The 17,959-nt window shown below is 51.0% G+C and carries 15 protein-coding genes; 4 read left to right on the top strand and 11 right to left on the bottom strand.

Annotated elements, in window-relative coordinates; all coding sequences use genetic code 11:
• The first annotated feature begins 75 nt into the window (after positions 1 to 75).
• Positions 76 to 1,536 (top strand): cardiolipin synthase, encoded by a 1,461-nt coding sequence (gene cls, locus ACOT0L_RS06640; protein WP_022648349.1) that lies wholly within the window; start codon positions 76 to 78, stop codon positions 1,534 to 1,536.
• 33 nt (positions 1,537 to 1,569) lie between these two features.
• Positions 1,570 to 1,899, top strand: coding sequence for an HI1450 family dsDNA-mimic protein (locus ACOT0L_RS06635; protein WP_006810881.1), 330 nt, complete (start codon positions 1,570 to 1,572; stop codon positions 1,897 to 1,899).
• A 31-nt stretch (positions 1,900 to 1,930) separates the two neighbouring features.
• Here the strand turns inward: ACOT0L_RS06635 and ACOT0L_RS06630 are convergent, their stop codons facing one another.
• The 7 genes from ACOT0L_RS06630 to ACOT0L_RS06600 form a co-directional block, all read right to left on the bottom strand.
• Complete coding sequence (locus ACOT0L_RS06630) at positions 1,931 to 2,767, bottom strand: ion transporter (protein WP_003856745.1); 837 nt, start codon at positions 2,765 to 2,767, stop codon at positions 1,931 to 1,933.
• 46 nt (positions 2,768 to 2,813) lie between these two features.
• Entirely contained in the window at positions 2,814 to 3,818 is a 1,005-nt protein-coding gene (gene oppF, locus ACOT0L_RS06625) for a murein tripeptide/oligopeptide ABC transporter ATP-binding protein OppF (RefSeq protein ID WP_022648351.1), read from the bottom strand.
• Positions 3,815 to 4,828: an ABC transporter ATP-binding protein gene (locus ACOT0L_RS06620; protein WP_017384234.1), complete on the bottom strand. Its 1,014-nt coding sequence runs from the start codon at positions 4,826 to 4,828 to the stop codon at positions 3,815 to 3,817. Before ACOT0L_RS06620 ends, oppF begins: the two co-directional genes overlap by 4 nt.
• Positions 4,829 to 4,839: 11 nt before the next feature.
• Positions 4,840 to 5,748 (bottom strand): oligopeptide ABC transporter permease OppC, encoded by a 909-nt coding sequence (gene oppC, locus ACOT0L_RS06615; protein ID WP_003856740.1) that lies wholly within the window; start codon positions 5,746 to 5,748, stop codon positions 4,840 to 4,842.
• A 12-nt stretch (positions 5,749 to 5,760) separates the two neighbouring features.
• Positions 5,761 to 6,681: an oligopeptide ABC transporter permease OppB gene (gene oppB, locus ACOT0L_RS06610; protein WP_003856738.1), complete on the bottom strand. Its 921-nt coding sequence runs from the start codon at positions 6,679 to 6,681 to the stop codon at positions 5,761 to 5,763.
• Positions 6,682 to 6,763: 82 nt separating this feature from the next.
• Positions 6,764 to 8,395: an oligopeptide ABC transporter substrate-binding protein OppA gene (gene oppA, locus ACOT0L_RS06605; RefSeq protein ID WP_023300277.1), complete on the bottom strand. Its 1,632-nt coding sequence runs from the start codon at positions 8,393 to 8,395 to the stop codon at positions 6,764 to 6,766.
• 769 nt (positions 8,396 to 9,164) lie between these two features.
• On the bottom strand, positions 9,165 to 9,812 hold the full coding sequence (locus ACOT0L_RS06600) for a YchE family NAAT transporter (RefSeq protein WP_017384236.1): 648 nt from the start codon (positions 9,810 to 9,812) through the stop codon (positions 9,165 to 9,167).
• A 480-nt stretch (positions 9,813 to 10,292) separates the two neighbouring features.
• Between ACOT0L_RS06600 and adhE the strand changes: the two genes are divergently transcribed.
• Positions 10,293 to 12,974: a bifunctional acetaldehyde-CoA/alcohol dehydrogenase gene (gene adhE / locus ACOT0L_RS06595; protein ID WP_032624107.1), complete on the top strand. Its 2,682-nt coding sequence runs from the start codon at positions 10,293 to 10,295 to the stop codon at positions 12,972 to 12,974.
• Positions 12,975 to 13,043: 69 nt separating this feature from the next.
• Here adhE and tdk read toward each other — a convergent pair whose 3' ends face one another.
• Positions 13,044 to 13,658: a thymidine kinase gene (gene tdk / locus ACOT0L_RS06590; protein ID WP_032622434.1), complete on the bottom strand. Its 615-nt coding sequence runs from the start codon at positions 13,656 to 13,658 to the stop codon at positions 13,044 to 13,046.
• Between the two features lie 550 nt (positions 13,659 to 14,208).
• Here tdk and hns point away from each other — a divergent pair.
• Positions 14,209 to 14,622 carry a histone-like nucleoid-structuring protein H-NS gene (gene hns, locus ACOT0L_RS06585; protein ID WP_003856724.1) on the top strand — a complete coding sequence of 138 codons (414 nt, stop codon included), beginning with the start codon at positions 14,209 to 14,211 and terminating at the stop codon, positions 14,620 to 14,622.
• Between the two features lie 201 nt (positions 14,623 to 14,823).
• Here hns and galU read toward each other — a convergent pair whose 3' ends face one another.
• The 3 genes from galU to rssA all read right to left on the bottom strand — a co-directional run bounded on the left by galU (position 14,824) and on the right by rssA (position 17,934).
• Complete coding sequence (galU, locus tag ACOT0L_RS06580) at positions 14,824 to 15,729, bottom strand: UTP--glucose-1-phosphate uridylyltransferase GalU (RefSeq protein WP_022648355.1); 906 nt, start codon at positions 15,727 to 15,729, stop codon at positions 14,824 to 14,826.
• Positions 15,730 to 15,928: 199 nt separating this feature from the next.
• Positions 15,929 to 16,942 (bottom strand): two-component system response regulator RssB, encoded by a 1,014-nt coding sequence (gene rssB, locus ACOT0L_RS06575; protein WP_003856721.1) that lies wholly within the window; start codon positions 16,940 to 16,942, stop codon positions 15,929 to 15,931.
• A gap of 89 nt (positions 16,943 to 17,031) precedes the next feature.
• Entirely contained in the window at positions 17,032 to 17,934 is a 903-nt protein-coding gene (rssA, locus tag ACOT0L_RS06570; RefSeq protein WP_022648357.1) for a patatin-like phospholipase RssA, read from the bottom strand.
• Positions 17,935 to 17,959 lie beyond the last annotated feature (25 nt).

The following is a 17,959-nucleotide window of genomic DNA, read 5'->3' as shown; positions in this document are numbered from 1 at the left end:
CTGCCGTTTTTATTTGCCAGATGAATCCTGATGCGTAAACTCATAACAATACGCTTTCAAAAGGATTTTTTATTTATGACAACCTTCTACACCGTGGTGAGTTGGCTGGTCATTTTAGGATACTGGCTGTTAATTGCCGGGGTGACGTTGCGCATTCTGATGAAACGCAGAGCGGTACCTTCCGCCATGGCCTGGCTTCTGATTATCTACATTCTGCCGCTGGTGGGCATCATCGCCTATCTCTCTTTCGGTGAACTTCATCTGGGTAAACGCCGGGCCGAACGCGCCCGTGCCATGTGGCCCTCCACGGCAAAATGGCTTGCCGACCTTAAAGCCTGCAAGCATATCTTCGCCGAAGAGAACAGCAGCGTGGCCGCATCTTTGTTCAAGCTGTGCGAACGCCGCCAGGGCATTGCTGGGGTAAAAGGCAATCAGCTGCAACTGATGACCTCTTCCGATGACGTGATGCAGGCGCTGATCCGTGATATCCAGCTCGCCCGGCATAATATCGAGATGGTGTTTTATATCTGGCAGCCGGGCGGCATGGCGGACCAGGTCGCCGAATCGCTGATGGCCGCTGCACGTCGCGGTATCCACTGCCGCCTGATGCTGGACTCCGCCGGCAGCGTGGCCTTTTTCCGTAGCCCGTGGGCAGGCATGATGCGCAACGCCGGTATCGAGGTGGTCGAGGCGCTGAAAGTGAATCTTATGCGCGTCTTTCTGCGCCGCATGGATCTTCGTCAGCACCGGAAAATGGTCCTGATCGATAACTATATCGCCTACACCGGCAGCATGAACATGGTCGACCCCCGCTTCTTTAAACAGGATTCCGGCGTGGGGCAATGGATCGATTTGATGGCTCGCATGGAAGGCCCGGTGGCAACCTCTATGGGCATCGTCTATTCGTGCGACTGGGAAATTGAAACCGGTAAACGCATTCTTCCCCCGCCGCCGGATGGCAATATCATGCCGTTTGAGGAAGCCAGCGGGCACACTATCCACACTATCGCCTCCGGTCCTGGCTTCCCGGAAGATCTGATCCATCAGGCACTGCTTACTGCCGCGTACTCAGCGCGGGAATATCTGATCATGACCACGCCCTATTTCGTCCCCAGCGACGACCTTCTGCACGCCATCTGTACAGCGGCACAGCGCGGAGTGGATGTGAGCATTATTATGCCGCGCAAGAACGATTCGCTGCTGGTCGGGTGGGCAAGTCGCGCGTTCTTTAGTGAGCTGCTGGCCGCGGGCGTTAAAATCTATCAGTTCGAAGGCGGTCTGTTACACACCAAGAGCGTGCTGGTAGACGGAGAGCTGAGCCTGGTGGGTACCGTCAACCTCGATATGCGCAGTCTGTGGCTGAATTTTGAAATAACGCTGGTCATTGATGACGCCGGTTTCGGCGGCGATCTGGCGGCGGTTCAGGATGATTATATCTCCCGCTCACGCCTGCTGGACGCCAGACTGTGGGCGAAACGTCCGCTGTGGCAGCGAATTGCCGAACGACTGTTTTACTTCTTTAGTCCGTTGCTGTAAAACGTGCCCAACGATGTTTAACAGGTAGTCATCATGGAAATGGATCTGAACAATCGCCTGACCGAAGACGAAACGCTCGAACAGGCCTACGATATTTTTCTCGAGCTGGCGGTCGATAATCTCGACCCTGCTGACGTCATTCTTTTCAACCTGCAATTTGAAGAGCGTGGCGGTGCTGAGCTGTTCGATCCGTCTGAAGACTGGGCCGAACACGTCGATTTTGATCTCAACCCGGACTTCTTCGCTGAGGTGGTAATTGGCCTGGCAGATGAAGACGGCGGAGAAATTAACGACATCTTTGCCCGCGTCCTGCTGTGCCGCGAGAAAGACCATAAGCTGTGCCATATTCTCTGGCGCGAATAATAAAAAAGGCTGCCCGCGCAGCCTTTTTTATTTAATCCGGCAAGGCATTTCCACAGCGGTGACAAAACCGCGCCCCGGGTTCATGATTTCCCTGCTGACAATTCGGACATTTGCGTTGCTGCTTGCTGTTCTGGAAGGCGCTGCTCATATGGGTGGTAATTAGCCCCGTCGGTATCGCTATCACCGAATAACCGATCAGGATAAGAACCGATGCCACAATACGTCCGAGCGGCGTATGCGGGGTAATATCGCCATAGCCCACGGTGGTCACCGTGACGATAGCCCAGTAAACCGACGCATTAAGCGTGGTAAACCCGTATTTTGGCCCTTCGATTAAATACATCAGGGAGCCAAAAACGATCATCACGATAGCAATAAATGAATAGAAGAGAATAAGCTGGTGGCGGGCGCTGACAATGGCGACCCAAAAAACCCTCAGCGACGGCATAAAGCGCAGCAGCTTCAGAATTCGTAACACACGAATCGCCCGCATTGCGCGCCAGGCAAACACATAATTCAGGCTGATCTCAGGCCACAGCCACATGACATACAGCGGCAGGATAGTGGCTAAATCAATAAATCCCCAGAAGCTGAAAACGTATTTCGCCGGATTTGGCCAGCTAATGACCCTCAGCACATACTCTGCGGTAAACACCAGCGTGACGATCAATTCCAGCCAGACAAAAACGTGCCACTCCTCATACGTCATGTGGTACTGCGTTCCGGCACCGGATTCGATAAAGATAATAATGACGCTAATCAGCGCAAATAAGCCACACAGACCCTCGAAACGGCGACCGGAAACCGTTTCTGGATCAAATAAAAGGTGATAAAGCCGCTGACGGGCCGACGTGAATAATCGCGACACATTAACCTCGAAAAAATAAGGGCTGACATCATGTCAGCCCTTGCGATTATAACGGGTCTACTTTCAGGCAGGAAACCGCATGTCGGAAACTGCCCTCCAGAACCGGCCGTGTTTTTGCACATTCCGGCCCGGCTATTGGGCATCGCGTACGGAATACGCAGCCTGAAGGCGGGTTGATTGGCGAAGGCAGTTCACCTTCCAGAAGCTGAATGGTTTTATTTTTTTCCAGATCGGGATCCGGAACGGGAACCGCAGACATCAGCGCTTTGGTATAAGGGTGCAGCGGATTATGGTACACCTCATCATACGTGCCCAGTTCCACGGCGTGGCCCAGATACATGACCAGCACACGGTCTGAAATGTGTTTTACCACCGCCAGATCGTGGGCGATGAAGATCAGCGACAGCCCCATTTCCCGTTGCAGTTTCTGTAGCAGGTTAACCACCTGAGCCTGGATGGAAACGTCCAGCGCCGAAACCGGCTCATCACAGATAATCAGTTTCGGTTCAAGGATCAACGCGCGTGCGATACCGATACGCTGGCACTGACCGCCGGAAAACTCGTGAGGGTAGCGGTTGATGAGGTTAGGCAACAGACCCACCTTCAGCATCATCGCTTTCACCCGATCGCGAACTTCCTGGCGAGGCATCTTCGGATGATAGGTGCGCAGCGGCTCGGCAATGATTTCGCCAATGGTCATACGCGGGTTCAGGGACGCCAGAGGATCCTGGAAAATCATCTGGATATCACTGCGCACATTGCGCCATTCATCCGGCTTCATCCCCAGCAGATCTTTGCCAAGCCAGGCCACTTTCCCGTCGGTGGCTTTCACCAGGCCGATGATCGCACGCGCAAACGTCGACTTGCCGCAGCCGGATTCGCCCACCACGCCCAGGGTCTCCCCTTCGTACAGGCGTAGCGTGACGCCATCCACCGCTTTCAGGGTTTTGGCAGGCTGCCAGAACCACTGTTTACCGTCTTTGATATCGAAATGGACCTTCAGGTCAGCGATTTCGAGCAGCACATTTCTTTTTTCGTCGATTGCGTTCATACCAGCTCCTCCAGCGGCTTAAAGCAGGCGCGTAGACGGCCTGGGGCAAACGCTTCCAGCGGCGGTGCGCTGTTACAGATTTCCATCGCATGCGGACAGCGTGGCTGGAACGGGCAGCCTTTTGGCAAACGCAGCAGGTTTGGCGGGTTACCCGGGATAGTCAGCAGCGACTCCCCTTCCGCATCAAGACGCGGAACGGCATTCAGCAGCCCGATAGAGTACGGATGGGCTGGCTGGTAGAACACATCGCGAGCATTACCGTATTCCATCGTGCGGCCTGCATACATGACTAACACTTTGTCGCAGATCCCGGCAACGACGCCTAAATCGTGGGTGATCATAATGATGGCGGTGTTGAACTCGCGCTTCAGCTCGTTCAGCAACGTCATGATCTGCGCCTGAACGGTCACGTCCAGGGCGGTGGTTGGTTCATCAGCGATCAGCAGTTTTGGCCGACAAAGCAATGCCATCGCGATCATGACGCGCTGGCGCATACCGCCGGAGAATTCGTGCGGATACATGCGCATGCGCTTGCGTGCCTCAGGCATTTTCACCGCATCCAGCATTTTGACGGACTCTTCAAACGCTTCGGCTTTGCCCAGCCCCTTGTGGAGCATCAGCACTTCCATCAGCTGTTCACCCACCCGCATATAGGGGTTTAGGGAGGTCATCGGATCCTGGAAAATCATTGAAATCTGCTCGGCGCGCAGCTTGTTCAGCTCATGTTCCGGCAAATTCAGGATCTCTTTCCCGTTAAACGTCGCCGAACCCCCTATCACGCCGTTTGACGCCAGCAGGCCCATCAGTGCGAATGCGGTCTGGGATTTACCGGAACCGGATTCGCCCACAATGCCCAGCGTTTCACCGGCACGCAAGTCGAAGTTGAGATCGTTAACGGCAGTCACATCACCGTCGGGGGTTTTAAACGTCACGCGGAGGTCTTTAACGTCCAGCAGTGCGCTGGTCCGCTGTTGCGCCTGTGGCGCGGTTGCCGTTTCAATAATGGTCATGACGGCGCTCCTTAACGGTCTTTCGGGTCGAGGGCATCACGCAGGCCATCGCCGATAAAGTTGAAACAGAACAGGGTGACGACCAGGAAGCCCGCCGGATACAGCAGTAACCACGGTGACACTTCCATGGAGTTTGCGCCGTCACTTAACAGAGCGCCCCAGCTACTCAACGGCTCTTGCGTACCTAATCCCAGGAAGCTCAGGAAAGATTCAAACAAGATCATACTTGGCACCAGCAGGGAGGCGTACACCACCACCACGCCCAGCACGTTAGGAACGATATGACGCACCACAATATTGGCGGTAGAAACGCCGCCAACCTGTGCGGCTTCGATAAACTCCTTACGTTTGAGGCTCAGCGTCTGGCCGCGCACAATACGCGCCATATCCAGCCAGGACACCATCCCGATCGCCACGAAGATCAGCAGGATATTTTGACCAAAGAAGGTCACCAGCAGAATGACGAAGAACATGAACGGGAAGGAGTTCAGGATTTCTAGCAGACGCATCATCACGGAGTCCACTTTCCCGCCGAGGTAACCGGAAAGCGAACCGTAAAGCGTGCCGACGATCACCGCCACCAGCGCCGCCGCGATGCCAACCATCAGGGAGATACGGCCGCCAATCGCCACACGCACCAGCAAATCACGCCCGGAGGAGTCGGTACCGAAATAGTGCCCGGATTCCATATCCGGCGCGCTGGACATCATGCCCCAGTCCGTATCGAAATAGGTGAACTGAGAGAGCATTGGTGCCAGGGTTACGAACAGCGCGATAAGCACCAGCACGACCAGGCTGGCAACGGCGGCACGGTTATGCATAAAACGACGGCGGGCGTCTTGCCAAAGGCTACGACCTTCGACCTCCAGCTTTTCACTGAAGTTTTCCAGCGCCTCGCTGTTTTTCTTACTCAACATCATGGCGTGCTCCAGTTAGTAACGGATTTTCGGATCGATAACGGCATACAGCACATCGACAACGGCATTAAACAGAATGGTCAGCGCGCCCACGAGGATCGTCAGGCTCAGCACCAGCGAATAGTCACGGTTAAGCGCCCCGTTAACAAACAACTGCCCGATGCCCGGCAGGCCATAAATGGTTTCAATCACCATTGAACCCGTAATAATGCCGACGAATGCAGGACCCATATAGGAGAGCACCGGTAACAGTGCAGGCTTGAGAGCGTGACGGAAAATAATCCGGCGCATCGGCAACCCTTTCGCTCGGGCGGTACGGATAAAGTTCGAGTGCAGGACTTCAATCATTGAACCACGCGTAATACGGGCGATACTGGCAATGTAGGCCAGAGATAATGCCACCATCGGCAATATCATGAACTTCAGCGCCCCGCCATTCCAGCCGCCCCCGGGCAGCCATTTAAGGGTTATCGCGAATATCATGACCAGCAACGGCGCGACAACGAAGCTGGGGATAACCACCCCGGTCATTGCGACCCCCATTACGGCGTAATCCCATCGGGTATTTTGTTTTAGTGCGGCGATAACGCCCGCAGTGACACCGAGAACAACGGCCAGGATAAATGCAGCAGCCCCTAATTTAGCCGATACCGGGAAGCTGGACGCCACCAGGTCGTTAACGGAATAGTCTTTATATTTGAATGACGGACCAAAATCACCGTGTGCAAGTTGCTTCAGATAGTTGAAGTACTGCGTGGTGATAGGATCGTTTAAATGGTATTTCGCTTCGATGTTGGCCATAACTTCTGGCGGAAGCGTGCGTTCACCGGTAAAAGGACTGCCCGGCGCAAGACGCATCATAAAGAAGGAAATTGTAATTAGAATAAATAACGTTGGAATCGCTTCAAGACAGCGACGCAGGATAAATTTCAACATTGCCCGTACCTTCTGGCGTGTGCCTGATGAATGTTACAAAATAGACACAGTGGGGCAAGCTCGCTCGCCCCACGTATTGCCATTAATGCTTGATAATATAAAGATTCTTAACGGAAATATTATCCAACGGGTCTTTACCGGTATAACCCCCTACCCATGGTTTCACGAGGCGGGCGTTAACGTAGTAGTAAACCGGAACGATCGCAGAGTCTTTATCGAGCTGTTGTTCTGATTTCGCGTACAGATCGGCGCGCTGGGCGTCATCTGCCACTTTCAGGGTATCGCCAATCAGCTTATCAAACGCCGGGCTCTTATAGTGTGCGGTATTGTTCGAACTGTCGCTGAGCATGGTGTTCAGGAATGAGGTCGGTTCGTTATAGTCCGCACACCATCCTGCACGTGCCACGTCAAAGGTTCCCTGATGGCGCGTATCGAGGAAGGTTTTCCATTCCTGATTTTCCAGCTTCACGTTCACGCCGAGATTTTTCTTCCAGATTGACGCGACGGCAATAGCCAGTTTTTTATGCAGATCGGAGGTGTTGTACAGCAGACTAAACGTTAGCGGCTTGTCGGCGGTATAGCCCGCTTCAGCCAGCAGCTTTTTCGCTTCTTCATTACGTTTTTCCTGGGACCATTTGAACCATTCAGGTTCAACCAGCTTCATACCGTCGGTGTAAGGCGGGGTGTAGCTGTAAGCCGGCAGGTCGCCCTGATTCTTCACTTTATTCACGATAATGTCGCGATCCAGAGCCAGCTTCAGTGCGGTACGAACACGTACGTCGGTGAACGGTGCTTTCTGGTTGTTAATTTCATAATAGTAGGTGCACAGATACGGATCGACGTGAACTTCTTTCGGGATCTCTTTTTTCAGCTTCTGGAACAGTTCAATCGGCATGTTGTTATAGGTCATGTCGATTTCGCCGCTGCGGTAGCGGTTTACGTCCGTTACCTCAGAAGAGATTGGCAGGTAGGTGACCTGATTGATAACCGTCTTGGCATTATCCCAATACTGCGGGTTGCGCTCCAGCACCATACGCTCGTTAACGACCCAGTCCTTCAGCTTATATGCACCGTTGGTCACGATATTCGCAGGCTGCGTCCATTTTTCACCAAATTTTTCTACCGCGGATTTTGGTACCGGAGAAACGGACGGGTGAACCAGCAACTTATAGAAGTACGGAACAGGTTCGCTCAACGTCACTTCAAAAGTGTTGGCATCGATGGCTTTTACGCCCAGGTCGGTTACGGGCTTTTTACCCGTGATGATGTCATCAATATTGGCGATATGGCCATACTGGAGGTAACTCGCGTACGGGGAGGCGGTATTCGGATCCGCCAGACGCTGCCAGCTATAGACGAAATCTTCGGCGGTAACCGGCGTACCGTCAGACCATTTGGCATCTTTACGCAGATGGAAGGTCCAGACTTTAAAATCTTTGTTGTCCCATTTTTCCGCCACGCCCGGAGCCGGGTGGCCGTCTACGTCAGTCACCAGCAGACCTTCAAACAGATCGCGGTTAACGTTAGACTCTGGAACACCTTCAATTTTGTGCGGATCAAGAGACTGCACTTCCGCACCGTTATTACGTACCAGCGTTTGCTTCTCAGCCAGCTGAACACCAGCAGGAACGTCCGCAGCCATTGCAGCGTTGCCCGCGATTAGCGCAGTTAAAATCCCCGCCGCTACCAGACTTTTTTTTGTGATGATGGACATTGTGTTGATACTCCACTCATTATTATGACTGGCCTTCGCCAGTTGTGTAATCCCCTGTTGGGGCCTGTACAGCGCAGGAGTTTTTTTTGCTGCTGTCAGGTTCTTTTTTTACTTCTTGCTATCATCGACTTCATTATTACTGACCGCTCGTACGGCGATCTTGCGTCGATTCTTTACACCTCTCCCCTGTCAGTGAGGTGTGCTGGAAAGCTTAAGTGAGGTCTATATGAAAATAGTTCTCATCAACTTGTTTAATGCCGCAAAATATAAGGCCGGAAAGTACCAAATGGTGCCAACTCTCGCCAATACATTTTGCAAATTTGTTAAGCATTTCTCTTTTACGGAGTCAGGCGTAGCTATGCCGCCGACCACCTTTCACGCCAAAAACAAGTAAAACCCTTACAATACATTCAGTTGTAGAGTTCTCTCGTGACTGGTGCGATGACATGACAAATTCGAACGATTTTTCACGAAAATTTAACATCTGGTTATTATTTAGCACATTCGTCTGGGTCAGCGTCGAAATTACTAATATCATTTCGGTTATCTGTCAGCAAGCCCCAGAGTATCATGTGAGTAAAATAACAGAGCGTTTGAAGGATTTATGGGCAGAGAAGCAAACTGAAAATAAACAACCTCTTGAAAATCAACAAAAGAGGGTTATTAGTAGAACTTATTATGGCTGGTGCGTATTTCAACTTTATTTATATGATTTGCTGATATTCACGTAAAAAAACGGAGCCGCTGGCTCCGCTCTTTCAAACGAAAGTCAGTGTACTAATCCGGGGAATATACTTTTTATACCGGTAACGATAAATTCGATGCCTAACGCCATTAATAACAGACCCATGATACGGGTAATCACGTTGATGCCCGTTTGTCCCAGCAAGCGAACCAGCCATGGCGCCATACGAAATACGCCCCAGCAGCAAAGTGCGAACAGGGCAATGGCGACAGAGAAGCCAATCAGGTGCATCAGGCTGTGATAGCGTGTTCCCCATACAATGGTAGAGCTGATTGCCCCCGGGCCCGCCATCAGCGGCAGTGCCAGTGGCACCACGCCGATGCTCTCGCGGATAGCTGTCTCTGATTTTTCCTGCTTATTCTGTTTATCCTCCCCCAGCTTGCCGCTGATCATCGACATGGCAATCGTCACCACCAGGATCCCGCCTGCTATTCGGAACGAATCAATCGAGATGCCGAAGACCTGAAGAATGGCGTCCCCCAGATAAAGAGACGTAAGCAAGATAATCGCCACCGACAGGTTTGCCGTCAGGTTGGTTTTATTTCGCGCGGCAGCTGTCTGATAACTGGTCATACTGATGAAGACAGGGATAATCCCTACCGGGTTGACCAGGGCAAACAAGCCAATAAAAAACTTGAAATATGTAGGGAAATCAAAGAGCGTTTGAATCACATTAAGCTCCGCAATTGAGCATGGTCAGGGAGAGACAGCGTGTAATGATAAATCCGCGCTGAAGATACGCTTTTTAGCCGCACACTTCACCAGAAATCTGTTCTAAAACGTTATCAATTCATGATGTTAAACATTTGTATAATCAATGATAGCGCCACTTCCAATAGTTACTTAATTATTTAACACTGGAATAATTAGCACAAAATAACCCTGCTGAAAGGTATCAGCTTAGGACAAAATTGATCTCGATCATAATTTTCGTACTCAGAAGTGAGTAATCTTGGTTACGCCGCCAGGGAGATCACCTATCAAAAAGGTATGATGCTAAGGTAAGGCTCTTTTAGTAAATTAGTGAGCGGAAGCAGTGAGTAATCCTTTGTTTTACTGTGTGTTACGCAAGTGGGATCGGCTCTGACTATACTGTCAGACGTATCGAGCGCTGGTTTACTAAAAGAGTTTAAACATTATCAGGAGAGCATTATGGCTGTTACCAATATCGCTGAACTGAACGCCCTCGTCGAGCGCGTGAAAAAAGCCCAGCGTGAATATGCCAATTTCACCCAAGAACAGGTTGATAAAATCTTCCGCGCGGCCGCTCTGGCTGCTGCAGATGCTCGAATCCCTCTCGCTAAAATGGCCGTTGCCGAATCCGGTATGGGTATCGTTGAAGATAAAGTGATCAAAAACCACTTTGCTTCAGAGTATATCTACAACGCCTATAAAGATGAGAAAACCTGCGGTGTGCTGTCAGAAGACGACACTTTTGGCACCATCACTATCGCTGAACCCATCGGCATTATTTGCGGTATCGTTCCAACCACTAACCCAACCTCTACCGCCATCTTCAAATCTCTTATCAGTCTGAAAACACGTAACGCAATCATTTTCTCCCCGCACCCACGTGCGAAAGACGCCACCAACAAAGCAGCGGATATCGTGCTTCAGGCTGCCATTGCTGCGGGTGCGCCAAAAGATCTGATCGGTTGGATCGACCAGCCTTCTGTTGAACTGTCCAACGCCCTGATGCATCACCCGGACATTAACTTAATCCTGGCGACCGGCGGTCCTGGTATGGTTAAAGCAGCATACAGCTCCGGTAAACCAGCCATCGGCGTAGGCGCAGGTAATACCCCTGTTGTGATCGACGAAACGGCAGATATCAAGCGTGCAGTTGCCTCTGTGCTGATGTCGAAAACCTTCGATAACGGCGTTATCTGTGCATCTGAACAGTCTGTTGTCGTGGTTGATTCGGTATACGACGCCGTTCGTGAACGTTTCGCCAGCCACGGCGGCTACCTGTTGCAAGGTAAAGAACTGAAAGCCGTTCAGGACGTGATTCTGAAAAATGGTGCACTGAACGCAGCTATCGTAGGTCAGCCAGCGTATAAAATCGCTGAACTCGCCGGCTTTAGCGTCCCTGCTACCACCAAGATTCTGATTGGTGAAGTGAAAGTCGTTGATGAAAGTGAGCCGTTTGCTCACGAAAAACTGTCCCCGACACTGGCAATGTACCGTGCGAAAGATTTCGATGACGCGGTAGAAAAAGCAGAGAAGCTGGTGGCGATGGGCGGTATCGGCCACACCTCTTGCCTGTACACCGACCAGGATAACCAGCCAGAGCGTGTTGCTTACTTCGGTCAGAAGATGAAGACGGCACGTATCCTGATCAACACCCCTGCTTCTCAGGGTGGTATCGGTGACCTGTATAACTTCAAACTCGCACCTTCCCTGACTCTGGGTTGTGGTTCCTGGGGTGGTAACTCCATCTCTGAAAACGTTGGTCCAAAACACCTGATCAACAAGAAAACCGTTGCTAAGCGAGCTGAAAACATGTTGTGGCACAAACTTCCGAAATCTATCTACTTCCGCCGCGGCTCTCTGCCAATCGCGCTGGACGAAGTGATTACTGATGGCCACAAACGTGCGCTCATCGTGACTGACCGTTTCCTGTTCAACAATGGCTATGCAGACCAGATCACCTCTGTTCTGAAAGCTTCTGGCGTCGAAACTGAAGTCTTCTTTGAAGTTGAAGCTGACCCAACCCTGAGCGTTGTACGTAAAGGCGCTGAACTGGCTAACTCCTTCAAACCTGATGTGATCATCGCACTGGGTGGCGGTTCCCCAATGGACGCCGCGAAAATTATGTGGGTCATGTACGAGCATCCGGAAACCCACTTCGAAGAACTGGCGCTGCGCTTTATGGATATCCGTAAACGTATCTACAAGTTCCCGAAAATGGGCGTGAAAGCGAAAATGATCGCCGTCACCACCACTTCCGGTACCGGTTCAGAAGTGACGCCATTTGCTGTTGTGACTGATGACGCAACGGGTCAGAAATATCCGCTGGCTGACTACGCACTGACGCCAGATATGGCTATCGTTGACGCCAACCTGGTCATGGAAATGCCGAAATCACTGTGTGCGTTCGGTGGTCTGGATGCGGTAACTCACGCCCTGGAAGCTTACGTTTCCGTACTGGCTTCTGAGTTCTCTGACGGTCAGGCTTTACAGGCACTGAAACTGCTGAAAGAAAACCTGCCAGCTTCTTACAACGAAGGTTCGAAAAACCCTGTAGCTCGTGAACGTGTACACAGTGCGGCAACCATCGCGGGCATTGCATTTGCTAACGCCTTCCTGGGTGTCTGTCACTCCATGGCGCACAAGCTGGGTTCACAGTTCCACATTCCTCACGGTCTGGCGAACGCCCTGTTGATCAGCAACGTTATCCGCTATAACGCCAACGACAACCCAACCAAGCAGACTGCATTCAGCCAGTACGACCGTCCGCAAGCTCGTCGTCGCTACGCTGAAATCGCAGACCACCTGGGTCTGAGCGCACCGGGCGACCGTACTGCAGCGAAGATCGAGAAACTGCTGGCATGGCTGGAAAGCCTGAAGGCTGAACTGGGTATTCCTAAATCTATCCGCGAAGCAGGCGTTCAGGAAGCTGACTTCCTCGCTCACGTAGATAAGCTGTCTGAAGATGCATTCGATGACCAGTGTACTGGTGCTAACCCGCGCTACCCACTGATTTCCGAACTGAAACAGATCCTGCTGGATACCTATTACGGTCGTAACTTCACTGAAAGCGATGTCGCTGCCGTAAAAGTTGACATCCCCGCAGTTGTAAAGGCTGACAAGAAAGCGAAGAAAAATGCTTGATTGACAGTGTGAAAAAAAACCCGCCGCTGGCGGGTTTTTTTATATCTGAGGATCCGTAAGACATTTTTTTTATTTGCGATTGTCGCCCTGTAACGCCGTCAGCGAGCCTACAGCCAGCGCCTCTTTATAATGCTTGCGGCAGACCGAGACATAACGTTCATTGCCCCCTATCACCACCTGCTCGCCATCAGCATAAGGCTTACCCGACTGGTCCAGGCGAAGAACCATACTTGCCTTGCGGCCACAAAAGCAGATAGTTTTCAGCTCAACCAGCTTATCCGACCAGGCGAGCAGATACTGGCTACCGGCAAATAACTCACCGCGAAAGTCAGTGCGTAATCCATAGCAAAGAACGGGAATATCCAGCTCATCAACGACCTCTGAAAGCGCATGGACCTGCTCGCGGGTCAGGAACTGGCTTTCATCTACCAGCACGCAATGGACAGGCTTAGAGGCATGCTGGGCACGAATGTCCTCAAGCAGGTCCGTTTCAGGGTTAAACAGCCTTGCAGGCGACGAGAGCCCTATTCTTGAGCTTACCTTCCCTGCCCCAAAGCGATCGTCGATTTCGGCGGTATAAACAACGGTACGCATCCCCCGCTCCTGATAATTGTATGAGGATTGCAGTAACGCCGTCGATTTCCCTGCATTCATTGCCGAATAGTAGAAATAAAGTTGTGCCATTGGCCGAAGAACCCTAATCAATGTGTAATATTCCCGATGGATCATTGTACCATATTTTGTATTGTCATCAGCGGCGGGCTGCGTGCTCCAGGCTGTTCTGCACCAATAAACTCTTCGTTGATAGCGCAAAATAATGCGTTAAAACAGACAGTAAAGGCTTTTAGCACGGACAATAAGGCGAGCTCGACACCGGAGATAACACTTCTTTTTATAGTGGCTTCTGCAATCTTTAAAATTCACTATTTATTAACTATTCTTCTGTTCGCTGCGCTTAGCCGGAGTAATACGAAAGGCTGATATTTATCAACCGCAACTATAATTCCTGAGGTAAAAGTCACAAAACAAACATGCAAATGACGCGCTTTTGCCGTTTGAAACGATATCTCATCGCCCCAGCAAACAATGAAATTTAAGTTAGCGTAATTAATAATAGCGTCATTAATTTTGTATTTTTTGAATTCCTTACATTCCAACCTATTGCACAAGTGAAATTAACGCTCTATTATTAGGACAACAAACCCACCCCCATTATAAGTTTGAGATTACTACAATGAGCGAAGCACTTAAAATTCTGAACAACATCCGTACTCTTCGTGCGCAGGCAAGAGAATGTACCCTCGAAACGCTTGAAGAGATGCTCGAAAAATTAGAAGTTGTCGTTAACGAACGTCGTGAAGAAGAAAGCGCAGCAGCGGCTGAAATCGAAGAACGTACACGTAAACTGCAACAGTATCGCGAAATGCTGATTGCCGATGGTATCGATCCAAACGAATTGCTGAACAGCATGGCTGCGGCTAAAACCGGTACCAAAGCAAAACGCGCAGCACGTCCTGCTAAATATAGCTACATCGACGAGAACGGCGAAGAGAAAACCTGGACCGGCCAGGGTCGTACTCCTGCTGTAATCAAGAAAGCTATGGACGAACAAGGTAAACAACTGGATGACTTCCTGATCAAGGATTAATCTGGAAAGATTCTGAAAAATCCCGCTTAATGCGGGATTTTTTATGCCCATAATATTCCCCAAACATCTCCTTACATTCTGTCATATTGCCTGGCTCACTATTTAACGTCCTTGACAATCTCCAGCCAATTACGGATCGACAGGCATAAAAAAACCGGTGGGCATCGCCACACCGGTCTTGTTCACTGGTCCGTGAGTTTATTACTTAATACCCACGCTACCTTTGAGCCAGGCTTTAAATTCTTCACCCAGGCTGTTATGGCGAATGCCATATTCGACGAATGCCTGCATATAACCGAGCTTATTACCGCAGTCATGGCTCTTACCTTTCATATGGTAGGCTTCCACGGTCTCTTTCTCGATCAGCATATCGATAGCATCCGTCAGCTGGATTTCATCGCCCGCACCCGGAGGCGTTTTGGCCAGCAGCGCCCAGATTTCAGCACTCAGTACGTAACGGCCAACGACAGCAAGATTAGACGGCGCGACGTCCGCTTTAGGTTTTTCAACAACGCCAACCATTGGTACGCTTTCACCAGGTTGCAGGGCAACACCTTTGCAGTCAACCACACCGTAAGCAGTCACATCGTCGACTGGCTCAACCATAATCTGGCTGCTGCCGGTTTCGTCGAAGCGTTTAATCATTTCCGCCAGGTTTTCCTGGGAAAGATCGGACTCATACTCATCAAGGATCACGTCTGGCAGAATAACCGCGACCGGCTCATCACCCACTACCGGATGTGCACACAATACTGCGTGCCCCAGGCCCTTCGCCAGGCCCTGACGAACCTGCATAATGGTAACGTGTGGAGGGCAAATAGACTGCACTTCCTCCAGCAGCTGGCGCTTTACGCGTTTTTCCAGCATTGCTTCGAGTTCGAAACTGGTATCGAAATGGTTTTCGATAGAGTTTTTAGATGAATGCGTCACCAGTACAATTTCGGTGATACCTGCCGCAATACACTCATTCACGACATACTGGATTAATGGCTTATCAACCAGAGGCAGCATCTCTTTTGGGATTGCCTTCGTCGCTGGCAACATCCTGGTACCCAATCCCGCCACCGGGATAACGGCCTTTCTGACTTTCGAATTTAGGGCAGCCATTGAAATTCTCCTGAACTGTTCAAGTTTTGAACTTTTATGCATTGAATAACGCGTTGAGTATACAGTCTCAGCCACTAATACGGGTCTGAAAAGAACGCGTTGCCGATCAATTAAGACAAATACGCATGAAACTTGCAGCGATAGTAGCACTGTCAGCAAAAACACAGGTAAAGCAATCTGGAAAAAAAAATCTGACTGCTTACTCCGTGGACAACATTAAGCGTAACCGCCCACCGGCACCCCAAATTTGGCACTGCCAGGAGGTGCAGCGATGGCTAATTTGATTAAGGTAAGTATTACCCAACGTTCCCAACGGCACACCGTTACTCACCTGTATATGGTGTTCGCCGGTATTCAGCGTGGCATTTAATCCAGCAGAGACCAGAATAAGGTTATTCAACCCGCTGTGATAATAGCCAACCAGAAGCGGGAACTGCCCCGGCAAATTGGCCTGGCGAAAAAGTTGGTTGACCTGTTTTAGTAAACTGCCTAACTCAGGAAGTCGTTGCCCCTGATGGGATAATTGTTCCTGTAGCAATCCATTAAACAGCGCACGGAGTAATAAGGCCGCCAGAACGCCGTTATCTCCCGCTCGGGTAACATCCAGGCAATAAAAAGCGAGGTCGGAATCTGATAGCGGCGCAATATCCAGCACCAGTCCAGGCTGGTCAGCCGCTACCAGCTGGCGATAATTTACTCTGCAATGAGAGATATTTTGCTGCACCGGCGGCTGAAGTTCCTGAAGCAGCTTCGCGGCCGCGAGCGGATTACTGACTAAAGCATCCCAGTCCTGGAAAAGACGTTCTTCTTCTTCCACCCGGGAATTAAACATATTGGGATACAGGCAGGCCAACACCGTTTCACGCAGTCGGTTTAAATCTTTAACCGGTTTGAGCAGGATATCCTGCACACCCAAACGCAACGCCTTAGCAATATCCGCCATATTTTCGGTTGCCGAGATCACCAGTATCGGTGTCTGATAACCTTCGTTACGCAGATTTTCCACCAGCATTAATCCGTCCATGCGCGGCATCTCGAGATCGCAGATCATCAGATCAGGCGCCATGCTGGCCATTTTTTCCAGTGCCTCGACGCCATCTTCGGCAAGGGACGTGGTTGCACCCAGTGAGGATAACCACGAATCCAGTAGCGATCGGAAAACGGGCTCGTCTTCTACTATCAAAATATGTTTTCCGGCCAATGGCTGTGTCATGGTTCCTCCCCTGGCTGACAGTTACTCAATAGTGGCATGCTATTGGTACTATCGCCTGTCAGATTTTGCTGAAGTAATCAAAAAAGTGCTTAACGTGCTGTACGCACAAAAGGCAACAGTTCATCTATTTTCTTTTCGACGGCTAACGAGCCCGCTGCTATGGCGGCCTCAGCCCGGTGGAAATCAAGGGTAGAGATTTGTGGACAATAGGGCTGAATAAGAATATCCGGAGGATCGCCAGCCATACGGTTTCGCTTCAGGCGATTCTCAAGAATTTGAATGGAGGTCGTCATGATTTCAATGGCGTTCGGCGCGGTCACCGTGCGACGGGCAGTCAGGCGCCCTATTCTGCCGCGTAAACGCGCATGCCAGGCAAGTTTCTCTTCTTCCGCATCATCGCTCTGAAGATTAACCGGCATCAAATCCTGCTGCATAAGGTGAGCGTCGTGCTGTAAATCCACTGCAATGACGATATCTGCCCCCATGGCGCGCGTCAGAGAGATGGGCACAGGATTCACCACACCGCCATCAACGAGCCAGTAGCCATTATGAGGCACAGGCGCCATTAACCCAGGCATGCTACAGGATGCGCGAACGGCGAGATGAATATCCCCTTCGGTGAGCCATAACTCCCTGCCCGTACTGAGGTTGGTTGCAACGGCGCCGAAAGGCATTTGGCAGTGGCTGAAGTCAGCGAGGGGCATTATCTTACGAAACTGATTGAATACGCGTTCGCCGCGCAGCAGGCCGCCACGCTGCCAGGAGAGATCCATCAGGCGCAGTACATCCCAGTAACTAAAGGAGCGCACCCAGCTTTCAAGCTGCGGGAGCTTACCGCAGGCGTACGCGGATCCGACCAGCGACCCGATAGAACATCCTGCGACAATATCAACGTCAATCCCCATCTGGTTTAAGGTATTGATAACGCCAATATGTGACCAACCCCGGGCTGCACCTGAGCCCAACGCCAGTCCAATTTTTACCTTTCTCATTAGCCCTGTTTTACTTCCCCTGGAT

The sequence above is a fragment of the Enterobacter cloacae complex sp. XAL002 genome, assembly GCF_049236805.1.
Classification (GTDB): domain Bacteria; phylum Pseudomonadota; class Gammaproteobacteria; order Enterobacterales; family Enterobacteriaceae; genus Enterobacter; species Enterobacter intestinihominis.
Note: the sequence above shows the minus strand (reverse complement) of the source record. Positions and strands in the feature narration are given on the sequence as shown.